Source organism: Coprococcus sp. RTP21204st1_G4_RTP21204_210225, from assembly GCF_040915385.1.
Lineage (GTDB): Bacteria > Bacillota > Clostridia > Lachnospirales > Lachnospiraceae > Allocoprococcus > Allocoprococcus comes.
Genome location: NZ_JBCPDP010000003.1, coordinates 108,339 through 124,466, shown reverse-complemented (window position 1 = coordinate 124,466; position 16,128 = coordinate 108,339). Strand labels below are relative to the sequence as shown.

The following is a 16,128-nucleotide window of genomic DNA, read 5'->3' as shown; positions in this document are numbered from 1 at the left end:
TGCTTCCCTGTTATTTCATTCTTATTTCTTGAAGAAATCCGGAATCTTGATAGACTGCTCTTTCACCTTGCTCTGTGGAGTTCTTGTACTCTGAAGCGGTGGTACCTGTGTAGTCTGCTGCTGTACCGGTCTGCCTCCGTATACCGGTCTTTCTACATTGCTGTATTCTCCCGGATTAAACTGTGGACGTGAAATATTGCTTGCTCCCATTCCAGATCCACCGTTCATCATAGCTGCTTTATGTTCCAGTCTTGACTGAAGCTTGCTCTGTGTTCCACCTACATTGTGAAGACCTGTTGCGATAACTGTGATAGTTGCTTCATCTGACTTGGAATCATCATACATTGCACCGAAGATGATGTTTGCATCTTCACCTGCAAGATCCTGTACATATTCTGCTGCATCACTCGCATCCATAAGTGTGATGTCACCTGAAATGTTGATGATAACGTGAGATGCACCTGCGATGGTTGTCTCAAGCAGAGGGCTGGCAACTGCCTGCTTAACTGCTTCAAGAGCCTTGTCATCACCTTTGCCCTGTCCGATACCGATATGAGCAATTCCTTTATCAGTCATAACTGTCTGTACATCGGCAAAGTCAAGGTTGATCAGTGAAGGTACATTGATCAGGTCTGTGATACCCTGGATACCCTGCTGAAGAACTTCATCAGCTTTCTTAAGTGCTTCCGGCATAGTTGTTCTTCTGTCTACAATTTCAAGAAGCTTATCATTCGGGATAACGATAAGTGTATCTACATTTTCTTTTAATTTTTCGATTCCGGCAAGAGCGTTGTTCATTCTTGTCTTGGATTCGAATTTGAAAGGCTTGGTTACAACGCCAACAGTAAGTGCTCCCTGCTCTTTGGCAATACGCGCAACAACAGGAGTTGCTCCTGTTCCTGTTCCGCCACCCATACCACAGGTAACAAATACCATATCAGCTCCCTTGAGTGCTGACTGGATCTCTTCGGCACTTTCCTCAGCTGCTTTTTCACCGATCTCCGGTTTAGCCCCTGCACCAAGACCCTTTGTAAGCTTGTCTCCGATCTGCATAAGAGTCGGAGCTTTACATAACTGAAGAGCCTGTTTATCTGTATTGATTGCGATAAATTCAACACCTGCAATCTGTTCATCGATCATGCGGTTGACTGCATTGTTTCCGCCGCCACCTACACCGACTACAATTATTTTAGCTGCTGCTTCTGATTCATTTGTTTTAATTTCTAACAAGAGTTTCTCCTCCTTCGTCACCTTATTATATTATACACCCTAAATGTCAATATGCGCTTAGTTATACATAAGACTATAATATATTTTTTTCCGAAAAATATCAATAGAATTTTGTATATTTTCCTATTTTTTTATTCACTTGACACAGATTATGTTCCAAGGTCCGGAATCACATCTTTTTCGAAGGTAATTGTAATATTATCTGTGTTAAAATTTTCCAGATACAGGGTTCCTCCCTGATCTCCCAGCTTCTCAAGGATCGGTGATATCTGCATGATCCGTTCTTCCAGATTCGTGTGCCCGACATTGACACATTTGTTTCCAAAAAAAAGATACAGATCTGAACCAGAACAAACAATCTTATCCGGCGCGAGATCACATTTTTTCAGTGTCATCGTCATATCCAGAAGGTTCCCAAATGCTTTTTTGTTCGCCTTGCTGACCGGAAGTGCTTTGTAAAGCTGTACTTTCTTTACTTCCAGCCCTTCAATGCACGGGATTCCATCCCACAGCTCCTTTGTCTTTGCAAGTACGATACCATCCTTGTCAAAATAAATACATTCATCACCTGACACGATATAACCGGCCACACGCTTCTCTTTGATCGTCACCTTCACAGTCCACGGATTCTTCATCGTCACATTTGCCTCTTCCATTGCCGGAAGCAGCTCGTGATTCATCAGGTGGTTCCTGATCATCACATACAGAGAATTGGAAGACCAATTATCATCCTGCACCCAGTCTGCAATCTCCTGTCTGCTAAGATACTGATTTCCTGATACTTCGATTTTCCGCACTTGAAAGAGTAAAAGAAACGTAATCATAGCTATGCAAACCAAAATAATGACCAGAATGGCTTTCATGGCAGCCTGCTTTATGATTCTCTTTTTCCTTTCTTTCTGTATCATCCCATCAGGCATCTTCCTCCTTCCGTCATTTGTATATCTCCTGTTTAGTCTACCACTTGTGACACACTTAGCACAAGTCCCATTTCAATTAAAAGAAACATCACCGATGTTCCTCCATAACTGATAAAAGGAAGTGTAATCCCCGTATTCGGAATTGTGTTCGTCACAACTGCAATATTTAAAATAACCTGAATCATCATATGTGCCATCGCTCCGGTCGCGATCAGCGCACCAAAAAGATCCCTGCTTCCGGATGCGATCAGGAAAAAGCGCCAGATCAGAAGCAAAAACAGAAAAACGATAATCCCAGCACCTGCGAGTCCAAGCTCTTCACAAATAATTGAAAAGATCATATCATTCTGTGCCTCAGGTACAAATCCCAGCTTCTGTACACTGTTTCCGATCCCGACTCCGAATACTCCTCCGGATCCAATCGCGTAAAGCCCCTGCAAGGTCTGATAACCCTTTTCATATTTTTCCGGATTTCTCCAGATAGCAAGCCGTTCCAGCCGATAGCTTTCAAGGGCAAGAAAAATCCCCATAAAGCAGGCGCCTGCGATTCCCATCATGGCAAATTGCGCATACTTCGGACTTGCAACAAAGATCAGGATCACACCGATTCCCAGAATAATGATCGCCGTGCTTAAATTACTCGCTCCCACAAGTCCCACGATTGGAAGGATCCAGAACATGATCCTGCAAAGTGTCCACATTTTTCCGATTGTTTTTACGTTCTTCGTCACAAGATCCGCCAGAAAAAGAATCAGTGCAACTTTCGCAAATTCTGATGGCTGAAAAGAAAACGGGCCCAAAGCTAACCATCTTTTGGACCCGTTAATTTCTCTGCCAAACAACATGACCGCAACCGAAAGTGCAACTGCTGCCAGATAACCAAATACTGCCAGTCTCTGCCAGATGTGGTAATCCATCCCTGCCACGAACAGCATCAGTACAATTCCAAGCACCGTCGCAAACGCCTGCTTTTTCAGATAGTAAAAGGAATCATGAAATTTCACCTGCCCGTTATATGCACTGGTACTGTATAAGATCACCAGTCCGATCACAACCAGGAGAACAACAATCAACAGAAGCGTGTAATCCATACGCCCCTTTTTCCCTTTTTCCTCCACTTTGTTTCACGCCCTTTGATACAGATTATATGAAATTATTTTATTTCTTTTATAATGCATTCACGTATTTTTTGAATTCTTCCCCACGCACTTCATAGTTCGGGAACATTCCCCAGCTTGCACATGCCGGTGACAGCAGAACTGCATCTCCGGGTCTTGCAAGCTCCACACAGGTATCGAGTGCTTCTTCGAAAGTATCTTTTAAAATACAGTCATGAAATCCGCACTCTGCTGCTTCTTTCTGAATCTGCTCTTTTGTAGCACCGATCAGTACCAGATAGCGGACTTTTCCATCAAAGCTCTGGATCCATTCATGGAAATCGGACTGTTTATCATATCCACCACCGATCAGGATCGTCGGGCGGTTCATTGCCTGGATTCCCTTGATCGCCGCATCCGGATTCGTTCCTTTAGAGTCATTGTAATAGACAACCCCGTTCTTCTCTGCCACATATTCAATACGATGCTCAACCCCCTTAAATGCAAGTACAGACTTACGGATCACATCCAGATCTACACCGTAAGCTGCTGCCATTGCAACCGCTGCCATAACATTCTCATAATTGTGGACGCCAAGGATCTGTAATTCGCCGGTCTTGCAGATGACCGTTCCTTCTTTCTCCTTTTCCGGTTTGTATACAATGTCTTCTCCGTCAAGATAAATGCCCTGTTCCAGTTTATGCTTACTGCTGAAAAATAGAACACTTGCCTGAAATTCATCTGCCATCTTTCTTGTCTCTTCATCTTCATAATTGAGAACGCAGATATCTTCTGGTGTCTGATTCTTCGCAATATTCATCTTTGCACGAATATATGCTTCCATCGTATGATGGCGGTTCAGATGATCCGGTGTGATATTAAGAACTGCGCTTACCTTTGGATGGAAGGTATGAATACTCTCCAGCTGGAAGCTTGAAAGCTCTGCCACGATCACAGAATCTTCTCTGGTATCTGCTGCGGCATTCGTATATGGTGTACCGATATTTCCCACAACAAAAACGCTGTCACGGGCATTTTTCATAATCTCGCCTAAAAGAGAGGTTGTTGTCGTTTTCCCATTGGTTCCGGTAATTCCAAGCACATCTCCTTTTCCACATACATAGGCAAGCTCAATCTCGCCCCAGACAGGAATTCCTTTTTCTTTCATAGCCAGAACAACCGGCAGATCAGTCGGCACCCCCGGACTCATTACAACCAGATCAAGACTTTCCATCTCCTCTTCCGGAAAAGCTCCGAGAACAACGCGGACTTTGCTTCCCTCACCAAGCTGTGCTTTCATTGCCTCGGCATCTTTTTTATCATTTCCATCATACAGAATTACCTCTGCCCCTTCTTTTTCCAGTAATCCGCAGGATCCGATCCCACTGATCCCCGCACCGAATACCAACACTTTCTTTCCTTGTAAATCCATTCTTGTAAGCCTCCTATAATGCCAGCAGTGCAACCAGGCACAGAATTGCAGTTACAATTGAAAATACTGCAACCACCCGTGTCTCGCTCCATCCACACAGCTCAAAATGATGGTGGATCGGCGCCATTTTAAAGAAACGCTTTCCGCCTGTTTTCTTAAAATATGTTACCTGGATCATAACTGATAAAACTTCTACCAGATAGATCAATCCTACGATGATAATGAATAATGGCATCTGGAGCATGTATGCTGTCGAAGCAACAAATCCCCCAAGAGCCAGTGATCCGGTGTCGCCCATAAATACGCTTGCCGGATAAACGTTGAATAATAAGAATCCCAGCAGCGCACCTACCACTGCACAGGTAATCGGTTCGATCCCACTCTTTGTTCCGATCGCAACAACTGTAAAGAAGGTTGCCACAAGAACTGTTACACTGGATGCAAGCCCGTCCAGTCCATCTGTAAAATTCACACCATTGACGGTACCGATCACTGCAATAAAAAGTACCGGAATGGCAAACCAGCCGATGTTCAGATATTTCCCACCTGAAAACGGTATCAGCATGGTAAGCGGTATCTTTGCCACTTTCACGATGTAAAATGCAAAAATCGCTGTAATCACGATCTGGAGTGCCATCTTCTGCATCGGCATCAGTCCATCTGATCTGTGAAGAACAACTTTCAGATAATCATCCAGGAACCCGACCAGTCCGAATCCAATCGTTACAAAAAGTACCGGAATCACCTTCGGATACTCTCTTACATAGATCAGCGAAGTGACCGCAATCGCAAACAAGATCATCACGCCTCCCATCGTCGGCGTTCCGGCTTTTTTAAGATGCGACTTCACCCCGTCTTCTCTCTCTGTCTGATCCATCTTGAGTCTTCTTAAAACAGGAATTACCACCGGTCCTGCTGCCACACTGAGAACAAACGCGATCAGCACCGGTATGACCATTGTAAAATCCATAATACACCTCTGTCTTTCTTTTGTTTTCAAAATCAGCCCTTACCTTAAAGGCACAGATTCTACGCTTTAGTATAATGTATCTGCCCTGTTTTTTCAACTGCTTCACGGGTTTTCTTCCCGTTCGATTCCAAGATAGGGAAGAATATTGTCGAAAATATCGCGCACAACCGGAGCTGCTATCGTCCCGCCATAATAGATACCCTGTGGGTTGTAAATAATTGCCATTGCTGCTACCTGCGGATCATCTGCAGGTGCAAATCCGATAAAAGATCCTATATAACGGTTCGCACTTCTTGGCAGCGTCTGGCTGGTCGCTGTCTTTCCTCCGATCCGGTATCCTTCGATCTGTGCTTTTTTTCCTCCTCCTTCGGACACAACCGTTTCCAGTATCTTTCTCATCTTTTCTGACGTTTCTTTAGAAAGAATCCGTTTTCTTTTTCCATAAGAAATCGTTTCTTCTTTCGCTCCACTTTCCGCATCATAAACGACGACGCCAAAATGAGGAGTGATCCTTTTTCCCTCATTCACCAGAGAACATACTGTTGTTGCCATCTGCATCGGTGTCACCTGAAAAGACTGTCCAAACGACATCGTTGCCAGCTCTACCTGCCCTACATTTTCCTTCTTGTGCATGATCGTTGCAGCCTCTCCCGGAAGATCTACACCTGTCTTCCCCATCAATCCGAATTTTTCAAAATATTTATAAAAATTCTCTGTTCCAAGCCGCATCCCTACTTCAATAAAAACCGGATTACAGGAATTCTGCACCCCCTGTACAAACGTCTCGGATCCATGTCCAGTCGTCCTCGCACACCGGATCCGGCGGTCTTCCACAAGCTTGTATCCAGGACAGTAAAAAGTATCTTCTTCTTTGACCACTCCCTCTTCCAACGCCGCCGAAGCAGTAAATACCTTAAAGATCGATCCTGGTTCATAAGTATCATTGATACTCCTGTTCCGCCACATCTGATTCAGCATTGCCTGTTTTTCTTCATCATTCAAAGCGGCATCTGTTCCCTCCGGTAATGTAAACGGGGCATTCAGATCAAACTCTGGAGCATTGACGCAGGCATAGATTTCCCCTGTTTTTGGATTCAGGATCAAAATCACAACTGCATCTGCCTGTTTTTCTTCCATTACTTTTTCCGCAGCCTGCTGTGCATATTCCTGGATATTATAGTCCAGGCTTACCTGCAGAGTGTCTCCGGAAACCGGTTCTACTCTGTCTTCCAGCGTATCCGCAAGCTCAATCCCTCTAGCATCAGTTGTTGTCAGAATCATTCCGTTCACACCTTTCAGATAATTTTCATACTTTACTTCCAGTCCAATGATTCCCTGATTGTCTCCACCGGTAAATCCAAGAACCTTTGAAGCCAGATTGCCATACGGATAGTACCGTTTAAAATCCTCATCTACCTTCACCCCGTCCAGTTCATATGCACGAATCCGGTCCCCGGTCTCTTTCTCCACATTTGTCTTTATTTTTTCTCTGGAAGAAACTTTTTCGACTCTTTTCCGAATCATTTCTTTCTCTATTCCCAGCTCATCGGCAAGAACCTGGATCACTCTATCCGGATCTGTTATCTGACTATGGATAACAGATATGGTACACACCGCTTTATTGGTCGCAAGGACTTTGCCATTTCTGTCAATGATCTCTCCTCTTGCCGCCTTGATCTCCCTCTCTCTTTCGTGCAGCGTTTTTGCTTTCTGTTGATAATACGCAGCATCAAATATCATCAAATACACCAGTCTTGCGATCAGAAAAAAAATCATCAGAAGCGCGCTTAAAAATACTACCAGCATTTTCTTTTTATTATAAGTCTTATTCCGCATAAAAACCCCGAAAAACAGATTCTTACTATTACTGTATGATCTGTCTTCCGGGGTTATACCCAAATTACTCAGCCGGAGCCTTTGTAATATTCAAATACGGAAATGCTTCTGCCATAATATCAGAAGCGAGCTGCGAGATCAGGCTGCTGGTCGCTGACTGATCCGGAGCATTCGGTTCATCGATGACTACATAAATCATAATTTCCGGATTCTCCTGCGGTGCATATCCGATAAAGGATACCACATTCTTATTCTCTCCACGGGGCAATTTTTCCGCTGTACCGGTCTTACCACCGATATCATAACCTTCTACCTGTGCATATCTACCACTACCGTTCTGAACAACACTGTACATATAACTTTTCAGTTTATCAGAAGTTTCTTTAGAAATTGTCTTCTTCTCCAACACCGGATCAATAGTCTGGATCACATTTCCGTTCTCATCCTGAATAGCTTTTACAAGATGCGGTTCATAATAATCGCCACCATTGATCAGAGAACAGAATCCTGTCGCAAGTTGAAGCATAGTTACGTTAAAATTCTGTCCGAAAGAGTTGGTTGCAAGATCCGTTTTGATCATTCCATCCGGTGACTGTAAAATACCAACCGCCTCACCCGGAAGATCAATTCCCGTATACTGACCGAATCCAAAAATACTCTGGTACTTACAGAATTCTTCCGGTCCGATTGCCAGACCAATCTGCATCAGGGCAACGTTACATGAATTTTCCATAACCTGTGTCAGATTCTGCTGCCCGTGTCCACCATTATCATAAGAGATACATTTAATCTCCCATTCATCGATCTGAAGGGAACCACCGCAGTAATAGGTCTCATCGCCTTTCAGTGCACCAATCTCCAGACCTGTTGCAACCGTAAATGGTTTGATCGTAGATCCCGGCTCAAAAGTATCGCTCACGCAGAAGTTTCTCCAGAGTTCATTCAGAGCATCGATCTTATCGTCACTGCTCATTCCGGTTATTTCTTCCTCTGTATAATACTTGGATAGATCTCTCGGATTATTCAAATCATAGGTAGGTGAGGAAGCCATTGCCAGAACTTCTCCGGTATTCGGGTTCATCATGATCACAGCTCCGTTTTTAAATCCCATCCCCTCCTGCGCTTCATCTGTGTGCGCCTGGTTAAACTCTTCCAGATGCTTTTCCACGATAGACTGCAGGTTCGCATCAATCGTTGTTACGATCGTATTTCCATTTATCGGCTCTTTCACCGTGTTTTCAATTGCTGAGTCTTCATTCTGATAACCATATCTGCGTCCATCCGTTCCATTCAACGTTGAATTATAGGATGCTTCCAGTCCGCTTGCTCCCACATTTCCCGATACGCTGAATCCCAAGACATCGCAGGCAAGTGTATTATATGGATATTTTCTGACATAATCCTCTTCCAGCCAGATTCCTTTGATCTTGGAATTTTTCTTCTCTGCCGCTTCAAATGCCTTCGCATCATCGTAGGAAATTCCTTTTTTCAGAATATTGTACCGACTGTCCGGACTGTCCGCGATAATTGCATCCACTGCCGATGCCTTGATCTGAAAATAACTTTTCAGCGCTTTTTTCGTAGCTGCTATGTTTTCAGCTTTTTTTGTCTCGTCTGAAAGTAAGACCTTTGCATCCAGAATCACATTGTATACACGCTCACTTGTCGCAAGCTTTGTGCCGTTTGTATCTACAATATCTCCACGCTTGAACGGAATCGACTGACTCATATACTGCTGCTGATCCAGTACTGTCTTGGTATAATCTTCTCCTGACGAGGCATTGATATAGGTAATTCTTCCGACAAGAATAACAAAAGCCAGTAATATCGCTATAAAGAGCATTACCAGCTTTTTCTGCATTCCAACCGTGAATTTATGCCTCAAAACGGAAGGCTTTCTTTTTCTTCTTTTTGACATGTTATTCACCTTTGTTCATAAACCTATTTATCTGTTGTCTGTCCAAGCACTCCGCTTTTCGGAATACTTTCGTACTGTTTTACATAATCATTAACCGGGTTCTGATATTCAATAATCTGATCCGAAGTCGCATATCCCATACCCAGATCATTGATTGCACGGTCTCTTACTTCTTCCAGATTCACAGAATCCATTACTACGTTATATCTAGTTGTATTCTCTTCTTTTGCATCTGCCAGTTCCTGCTGCAGCTCGGTAATATGCTCTGTCCGGCTTGTAAGCTCTGCACGTACCTGCAGATACCATACACAGACTACAAGTGCTGCCACTGCCGCAATTGAAAGAAACATCACATATGCAGGATTCATCCGCATTGCTTTTCTTCGATTTTTCAAAATCTGTCTGTCCAGTTTTTTCTTTTTATGTTCTTTTCTTGGTTCCTCTTGTCGCTGTGGCATGACTTCTGCCTGGCGAACTGTATTTCCGTATATGTACATTCCTCGGCTTGTTACTGTACGTCTGTCTGCCTGTATTCTATGACTGTATTTTGCCATACAGCACCACCCTTTCAAATTCTATACGCGCTCAAAGATACGCAGCTTCGCACTCTTAGAACGACTGTTCACTTCCATCTCTTCTTCACTTGGAAGAATCGGTTTTTTCGTAATGACTTTTCCTTTGGAAACTTTTCCACACACACATACCGGGAAAGTACTCGGACACGTGCATGGATTCTCATTCTTTTTAAAAATTCCTTTGACAATTCTGTCCTCCAGGGAATGGAACGTGATGATGCATATCCTTCCTCCCGGATTTAAAATATCAATCATATCGTCAAGTGAATCCCTGAGCACCTCCAGTTCCCGGTTACATTCAATCCGGATTGCCTGAAAGGTTCTTTTTGCCGGATGCCCCGACATCTTCTGAAACTTCATCGGTATAGACTGTCTGATAATCTCTGCCAGCTGCCCGGTTGTTTCAATAGGACCTTTCTCTCTTGCCATAACAATATGTTTTGCTATATTCTTCGCAAATTTGTCCTCACCATAGTCGCGAATGATCCGAAAAAGGTCCATCTCACTGTAACCATTGACAATCTCCTTTGCAGATAAAGTCTGGCGTGTGTCCATCCTCATATCCAAAGGCGCATCTACGCGATAGGAAAAACCACGATCTGCCGTATCTAACTGATAAGATGATACGCCCAGATCGAGTACGATTCCATCGACCTTGTCAATCCCTTTCTCATGGAGCCTCGACTTCATATCACAATAATTGCTCCTGATTATTGTAACTCTCTCCCCGAAGTCGCTTAATCGGGTGCCTGCCGCTTCAATCGCCGCCGCATCCTGGTCTATTCCTATAAAACTCCCCTTGTTGTTTAAACGCCGACATACTTCGTATGCATGTCCGCCTCCTCCAAGTGTGCCATCAACATAAATACCGTCCGGCTTGATGTTCAGTCCTTCGATTGTCTCATCCAGTAATACTGATTTATGCTTAAATGCCATGGTGTCCTCCTAATTAAAAGATCTATTTAGATGCTAAGTCCCAAATCTTCCATGTCACTTGCAATGTCCTCGATATTTTCCTCAACATCAGCTGTACGCGCTTCCCACGCCTCTTTACTCCAGATCTCGACCTTGTCCAGCACACCTGCTAGAACAACCTCTTTTTCAAGATCTGCATAAGCGCGAAGAGAAGAAGATATCAAAACTCTCCCTTGTTTGTCAAGTTCTCCTTCCGTAGCACTTCCAAGAAAGAAACGCTTAAAGTCTCTGGCTTTTTTGTTTGTAAGCGGTAAAGTTCTAAGCTTCTCTTCAAAGGCTTTCCATTCGTTGTCCGGATACAGAAATAAGCAGCCGTCCATCCCTTTCGTAATTACGAAATGTTCTCCCAGACTCTCTCGTAATTTGGAAGGAATAATCAGCCTGCCTTTTGAATCAATACTATGATTAAATTCTCCAGTCAACATAGGATCACCTTCTTTCAAAGTGGTCTGCCACTTTCCATGCCACTTTGCTCCACTTCGTTCCACTTTCTACCACTTGTATCCATTGTACCCCACTTTTCCGCCCTTTTCAAGCACTTTTTCGAATTTATCCATTCTGAAAAAAGTCCGATAAATCATATTTTTTCCCATTTTTCATTCATTTTGTGGTGAAAAGTGGAGCGTTTTATACTCCATTCCCCACACAGTGCATAAAAAAAGTGGAGAAACCGTTCCACAATGGAACCATCTCTCCACTTTCTTCTTTTCATCTACTCAGCAGTGTTAAGTGACTGGACATAATCACTTACAGCAGAATAATCAACTTCTGCTACTGCTCTTGGCTGCTTTGATTCATACATATCATAAGCGGACCATCCAATCCAGACAACGATTGCAAGTGCAATCAGCCCAAGGATCGTATAATCAAAAGCTTTTCGCAAATTTTTCTTTTTTTCTTCACGCTTTCTGTTCGCTTTTGCCTGTTTATAATAATCTACTTTTTTCTGACTCATATCTGCAAGTCTCCTTCGCAATCATCTAACCAGTATATTTTATCACACTTTTACGATTGATACAAGCTATACTGCAATAATTACTCCGCCATCATTCGCATACATGCTACTGACACCTCTGGTATCCAGAATGATAATGTCTTTTAATTTCACACGTTCTTCCAGCATCTTCTTCACATCCTGTGCTCTCTGCGGGCAGTTACAATGCGAAATTGCAAGTACCTTGCTCTCCGGATCTTTCAGATCTGCGATCACACAATCCACCATATTCTTAAGTGCTTTTTTAATTCCGCGCGCCTGACCCAACTGACAAATCTCTCCCTTCGGAGTAGCCCCCATCACCGGCTTAATATTCAGTACTGTTGCCGCAATTGCTTTTAATCCTGTAAGTCTTCCATTCTTGCGAAGAGTCTCAAGCGTCTCAAGAACAAAATATGTGTGCTGCTCTTCAATATATGCTTCTACAGCAGCTATCACTTCCTTGAATGTCATGCCCCGCTCTTCACACTGCGCAATCTTCATCCCGATGAGCGTCTGTCCTACTGATGCAGATTTTGAGTTGAACACATAAATATCTTTCTCACCGTATTCTTCTTCATATAAATTCTTGCCCAGTACGGCACTGTTATAAGAACCGCTCAGTTCAGAAGACAACGTAACAGCATATACATGCTCCGCATCACAGTGATATCCTTCCATAAACGTCTCCGGAGACGGACAACTTGACTTTGGACATGTCGGGCATTCAGCTACGTTCTTCAAAAATTCAGCCTGATTGAAAGATTCATCATCAATTATATGACAATCTCCAACCTCCAGTCCCAGTGATGCTGTCTCAAACCGACCTGAAGCTTTCATCTCTGCTGTCAATTCTCCACAGCTGTCCACAATCACTTTATAACTCATAATCCAAACCTCCGAAACGTGTCATTTGCATCCATTATACGTGGTTTTCATTACCACTTATAACATCATATCACACTTTTCTTTGAAAAAAAAGCTTTTTTTACCCTTCCAGTTTAATTCTTCTGGAAATTCCAAGTGCCATTCCCATTTCTATCATCAGGAACAGGATGGATGTACCACCATAACTGATAAAAGGCAATGTAATTCCGGTATTCGGCATCATGTTCGTAACTACCATAACATTGAGAATTACCTGGATCGCGATATGTGACATAATCCCTGTCATAATCAGTGCTCCATACAGATCAGGTGCGTTCTGTGCAATAAAAAGCAGTCTGTAGATCAAAAGACCGAACAAAACCAGGATAATGATTGCTCCAAACACCCCAAGCTCTTCACAGATTGCTGACAGGATCATGTCGTTCTGCACTTCCGGTATTACCGTCTTTTGCACACCATTTCCCAGTCCTTTCCCGAAAAAGCCACCTGATCCGATCGCATATAGTCCCTGTACCGTCTGGAAAGAAATCGTTGACGCATATTTTTCCGGATTCAGCCAGGCAATGATACGTCTGAGTCGGAAGCTGGTGCTGTTCTCAAGAAGTCTTCCGAGGATATATGATCCCGCCACAAAAACAGCCAGCCCGCCGCCTGCAATCCACAGAAAAATCTTCTGCTTCTTATGTACGACAAAAAGGATACAGCAGGAAATTCCCATTACAATGATCGCAGAGCTTAGATTATCAGTCAGCACATAAACTCCCAGTGCTGCCAAACCTCCCCACTCCACAACTCCCAGCGATCCTTTCAGGGTGTGTACTTTATTCCCCATTCTGCAGATCAGGTATGGGATAAATATGATCACAGCGATCTTCATAATCTCTGCCGGCTGGAATGACTGGTTAGCCGGAAGCCGGAACCATCTTCGTGCACCATTTACCTCAATACCAAGTGGTGTAAATTTAACAAGTGCAAGAAGAAGCATGGATCCCCAGTAGCTCATTGCTGCATATTTGGAAAACATATGATAATCCAGGCGAGAAACCCACATCATCACAGCAATACTTCCAAGTCCGATGAGGCCCTGCCTTTTCAGGAAGTACATCCCATCTCCGTATTCCGTTCGTGCTTCATAGGAACTGATACTGTATAGCATTACCAGTCCAAAACACATCAGAAATATAATAATCGCCAGAAGACTGTAATCAAAATAATGAACCGCCTGCTTTTTTACAGCCTTCCTTCGTCTGCTTTTAATTCTTTGTGCCATTTATTCACACTCCTACTTAAGCTATAACTACAAAGTCTATATCTTATAAAGTATACCATAATATCCCCCAGACGCACAAGCTTTCCGCACGAAAATAGAGCAGGCTAACTTCTATTCGATTTGTATACAAAAAAATGGTGCCGCTTCTTTGCGACACCATCTTTGTTTTACCAGTTATTCTTTATTTTTTAGCAGCAACTGCTTCTTTGATCTGTTTGGTAAGTTCTGGTACGATCTTATTCAGATCTCCAACGATACCATAGTCAGCTACATCAAAGATCGGAGCTGTCTCATCTTTGTTGATTGCAATGATCAGATCAGATTCTTCCATACCTGCTACATGCTGGATCGCTCCGGAAATACCGATTGCAAAATATACCTGAGGACGAACTGTCTTTCCTGTCTGTCCTACCTGAAGATCTTTTGGTTTCCAGCCATTATCTACAACTGCACGTGAGCAGCTTACTTCTCCGCCAAGTGCTTCTGCAAGATCTTCCAGGATCTTGAAGTTTTCTGCACTTCCGACTCCACGTCCACCGGATACAAGAATCTTGGCATCCATGATATCAACCGTCTCAGATACAGATTTGACAACTTCCATAATCTCAACGTATTTATTATCCGGTGTAAATCCTGGATTAAACTCTTCTACATTTGCCTTTGCACCTTCGATCTTAGCGATCTTCTGCATAACACCAGGACGAACGGTTGCCATCTGCGGGCGGTTATCCGGGCATGCGATGGTAGCGATTGTATTTCCGCCAAATGCCGGACGAGTCATAAGAAGCTGATTGTGCTTCTGCTCTTTTCCTGCTACCGGATTGATCGGGAAATCACCGATCTCAAGCTGTGTACAGTCTGCTGTAAGACCTGTCTGTACTCTTGCGGATACTCTAGGACCAAGATCACGTCCGATTGCAGTTGCGCCGACTAACATGATCTCCGGTTTATATTTTTCGATAACAGATGCCAGCGCATGTGCGTATGGCTCTGTTCTATATTCTTTCAGTTCCGGATCATCTACTACGATTACTTTATCTGCTCCGTATGCTGCAAGCTCATCTGCAAGTCCTTTTACGTCAGAACCGATCAGAACGGCTGCTACTTCTGCATTTAAGTCTGCTGCAAGGTCTTTTGCTTTTCCAAGAAGTTCAAATGCGATTCCGCTCAGTTTGTTGTCTACCTGTTCAGCAAAGACATATACTCCCTTATATTCTTCTAAGTTCATGATATTCACCACTTTTCCTTCTTATTAAATGATATGTTTCTCTGTTAATTTTCCCATCAGGTAAGATACTGCTTCTTCCGGATCAAGAGCAACCTTTTCTCCTGCTCCCTTTCTTACCTTGTCAGATGCTTTTGCAATCTTTGTAGGCGATCCTGCAAGACCGATATTTGCATCATCCAGTGTAGTAAGATCAGCTCTTCCCCATGTTGTGATCTCAGCGTCACAAGCATCGAAGATTCCGCCTGGTGTCATATAACGTGGTTCATTTAATTCTGAAAGTGCTGTGATAAGGCAAGGCATTTTTGCTTTCAGTACATGATATCTGTCTTCGAACTGACGCTGTACGACCACGCTGTCACCTTCTACTTTGATATCCTGTGCATAAGAGATAACCGGGATGTCCAGATGTTCAGAAATCTGCGGTCCAACCTGTGCTGTATCACCATCGATTGCCTGACGTCCTGTGATGATCAGGTCATAATCGAGTTTGCGGATTGCTGCTGCGATGGTGCTTGATGTAGCCCATGTATCAGCTCCTCCAAGTACTCTGTCTGTTACAAGAATTGCTTTATCAGCTCCCATTGCAAGTGCTTCACGAAGCACATCGGCTGCTTTTGGAAGTCCCATTGTAAGTACAGTTACTTCTGCTCCATACTGGTCTTTTAATCTAAGTGCGGCCTCAAGACCTGCTTTGTCATCCGGGTTCATAATTGCAAGCATTGCAGCTCTGTTAAGTGTACCGTCCGGATTAAACTGAACTCCGCCTTTTGTATCCGGTACCTGTTTTACACAAACAACTATCTTCACGATTCGTAC

Annotated in this window: 15 protein-coding genes; all 15 read right to left on the bottom strand. The window is 43.5% G+C overall.

Annotated elements, in window-relative coordinates; genetic code table 11:
* Positions 1-21: 21 nt before the first annotated feature.
* The gene (gene ftsZ, locus AB5213_RS03900; RefSeq protein ID WP_368276360.1) at positions 22-1,230 is read right to left on the bottom strand and encodes a cell division protein FtsZ; all 1,209 of its coding nucleotides are present in this window, start codon (positions 1,228-1,230) and stop codon (positions 22-24) included.
* A 149-nt stretch (positions 1,231-1,379) separates the two neighbouring features.
* Positions 1,380-2,138, bottom strand: a complete 759-nt coding sequence (locus tag AB5213_RS03895; protein ID WP_195601383.1) for a cell division protein FtsQ/DivIB — start codon at positions 2,136-2,138, stop codon at positions 1,380-1,382.
* 44 nt (positions 2,139-2,182) lie between these two features.
* Positions 2,183-3,268, bottom strand: coding sequence for a putative peptidoglycan glycosyltransferase FtsW (locus tag AB5213_RS03890; protein WP_175305969.1), 1,086 nt, complete (start codon positions 3,266-3,268; stop codon positions 2,183-2,185).
* Between the two features lie 49 nt (positions 3,269-3,317).
* The gene (murD, locus tag AB5213_RS03885; protein ID WP_055157375.1) at positions 3,318-4,679 is read right to left on the bottom strand and encodes a UDP-N-acetylmuramoyl-L-alanine--D-glutamate ligase; all 1,362 of its coding nucleotides are present in this window, start codon (positions 4,677-4,679) and stop codon (positions 3,318-3,320) included.
* A 13-nt stretch (positions 4,680-4,692) separates the two neighbouring features.
* Positions 4,693-5,649 (bottom strand): phospho-N-acetylmuramoyl-pentapeptide-transferase, encoded by a 957-nt coding sequence (gene mraY / locus AB5213_RS03880; RefSeq protein WP_055157373.1) that lies wholly within the window; start codon positions 5,647-5,649, stop codon positions 4,693-4,695.
* 102 nt (positions 5,650-5,751) lie between these two features.
* Entirely contained in the window at positions 5,752-7,485 is a 1,734-nt protein-coding gene (locus AB5213_RS03875; protein WP_368276359.1) for a peptidoglycan D,D-transpeptidase FtsI family protein, read from the bottom strand.
* Between the two features lie 64 nt (positions 7,486-7,549).
* Positions 7,550-9,403, bottom strand: a complete 1,854-nt coding sequence (locus AB5213_RS03870) for a penicillin-binding protein 2 (protein WP_022220763.1) — start codon at positions 9,401-9,403, stop codon at positions 7,550-7,552.
* Positions 9,404-9,426: 23 nt separating this feature from the next.
* The gene (locus tag AB5213_RS03865) at positions 9,427-9,957 is read right to left on the bottom strand and encodes a hypothetical protein (protein ID WP_008371901.1); all 531 of its coding nucleotides are present in this window, start codon (positions 9,955-9,957) and stop codon (positions 9,427-9,429) included.
* A gap of 21 nt (positions 9,958-9,978) precedes the next feature.
* Positions 9,979-10,914, bottom strand: coding sequence for a 16S rRNA (cytosine(1402)-N(4))-methyltransferase RsmH (gene rsmH / locus AB5213_RS03860; RefSeq protein ID WP_008371903.1), 936 nt, complete (start codon positions 10,912-10,914; stop codon positions 9,979-9,981).
* Between the two features lie 26 nt (positions 10,915-10,940).
* Positions 10,941-11,378, bottom strand: a complete 438-nt coding sequence (gene mraZ / locus AB5213_RS03855) for a division/cell wall cluster transcriptional repressor MraZ (protein WP_022220764.1) — start codon at positions 11,376-11,378, stop codon at positions 10,941-10,943.
* Positions 11,379-11,665: 287 nt separating this feature from the next.
* Positions 11,666-11,908: a hypothetical protein gene (locus tag AB5213_RS03850; protein ID WP_008371907.1), complete on the bottom strand. Its 243-nt coding sequence runs from the start codon at positions 11,906-11,908 to the stop codon at positions 11,666-11,668.
* A gap of 66 nt (positions 11,909-11,974) precedes the next feature.
* Complete coding sequence (locus tag AB5213_RS03845; RefSeq protein WP_055157366.1) at positions 11,975-12,814, bottom strand: DegV family protein; 840 nt, start codon at positions 12,812-12,814, stop codon at positions 11,975-11,977.
* A 100-nt stretch (positions 12,815-12,914) separates the two neighbouring features.
* On the bottom strand, positions 12,915-14,084 hold the full coding sequence (locus tag AB5213_RS03840; RefSeq protein ID WP_055157364.1) for an FtsW/RodA/SpoVE family cell cycle protein: 1,170 nt from the start codon (positions 14,082-14,084) through the stop codon (positions 12,915-12,917).
* Positions 14,085-14,265: 181 nt separating this feature from the next.
* Positions 14,266-15,312 (bottom strand): electron transfer flavoprotein subunit alpha/FixB family protein, encoded by a 1,047-nt coding sequence (locus AB5213_RS03835; protein ID WP_008371912.1) that lies wholly within the window; start codon positions 15,310-15,312, stop codon positions 14,266-14,268.
* 24 nt (positions 15,313-15,336) lie between these two features.
* Entirely contained in the window at positions 15,337-16,119 is a 783-nt protein-coding gene (locus AB5213_RS03830; protein ID WP_055157362.1) for an electron transfer flavoprotein subunit beta/FixA family protein, read from the bottom strand.
* Positions 16,120-16,128 lie beyond the last annotated feature (9 nt).

Coding starts and splice junctions, on each gene's coding strand:
- AB5213_RS03895 (WP_195601383.1), bottom strand. CDS start 2,138: ATGATACAGAAAGAAAGGAAAAAGAGAATCATAAAGCAGGCTGCCATG.
- rsmH (WP_008371903.1), bottom strand. CDS start 10,914: ATGGCATTTAAGCATAAATCAGTATTACTGGATGAGACAATCGAAGGA.
- mraY (WP_055157373.1), bottom strand. CDS start 5,649: ATGGATTTTACAATGGTCATACCGGTGCTGATCGCGTTTGTTCTCAGT.
- AB5213_RS03875 (WP_368276359.1), bottom strand. CDS start 7,485: ATGCGGAATAAGACTTATAATAAAAAGAAAATGCTGGTAGTATTTTTA.
- AB5213_RS03870 (WP_022220763.1), bottom strand. CDS start 9,403: ATGTCAAAAAGAAGAAAAAGAAAGCCTTCCGTTTTGAGGCATAAATTC.
- AB5213_RS03840 (WP_055157364.1), bottom strand. CDS start 14,084: ATGGCACAAAGAATTAAAAGCAGACGAAGGAAGGCTGTAAAAAAGCAG.
- AB5213_RS03835 (WP_008371912.1), bottom strand. CDS start 15,312: ATGAACTTAGAAGAATATAAGGGAGTATATGTCTTTGCTGAACAGGTA.
- AB5213_RS03850 (WP_008371907.1), bottom strand. CDS start 11,908: ATGAGTCAGAAAAAAGTAGATTATTATAAACAGGCAAAAGCGAACAGA.
- murD (WP_055157375.1), bottom strand. CDS start 4,679: ATGGATTTACAAGGAAAGAAAGTGTTGGTATTCGGTGCGGGGATCAGT.
- mraZ (WP_022220764.1), bottom strand. CDS start 11,378: ATGTTGACTGGAGAATTTAATCATAGTATTGATTCAAAAGGCAGGCTG.
- AB5213_RS03865 (WP_008371901.1), bottom strand. CDS start 9,957: ATGGCAAAATACAGTCATAGAATACAGGCAGACAGACGTACAGTAACA.
- AB5213_RS03845 (WP_055157366.1), bottom strand. CDS start 12,814: ATGAGTTATAAAGTGATTGTGGACAGCTGTGGAGAATTGACAGCAGAG.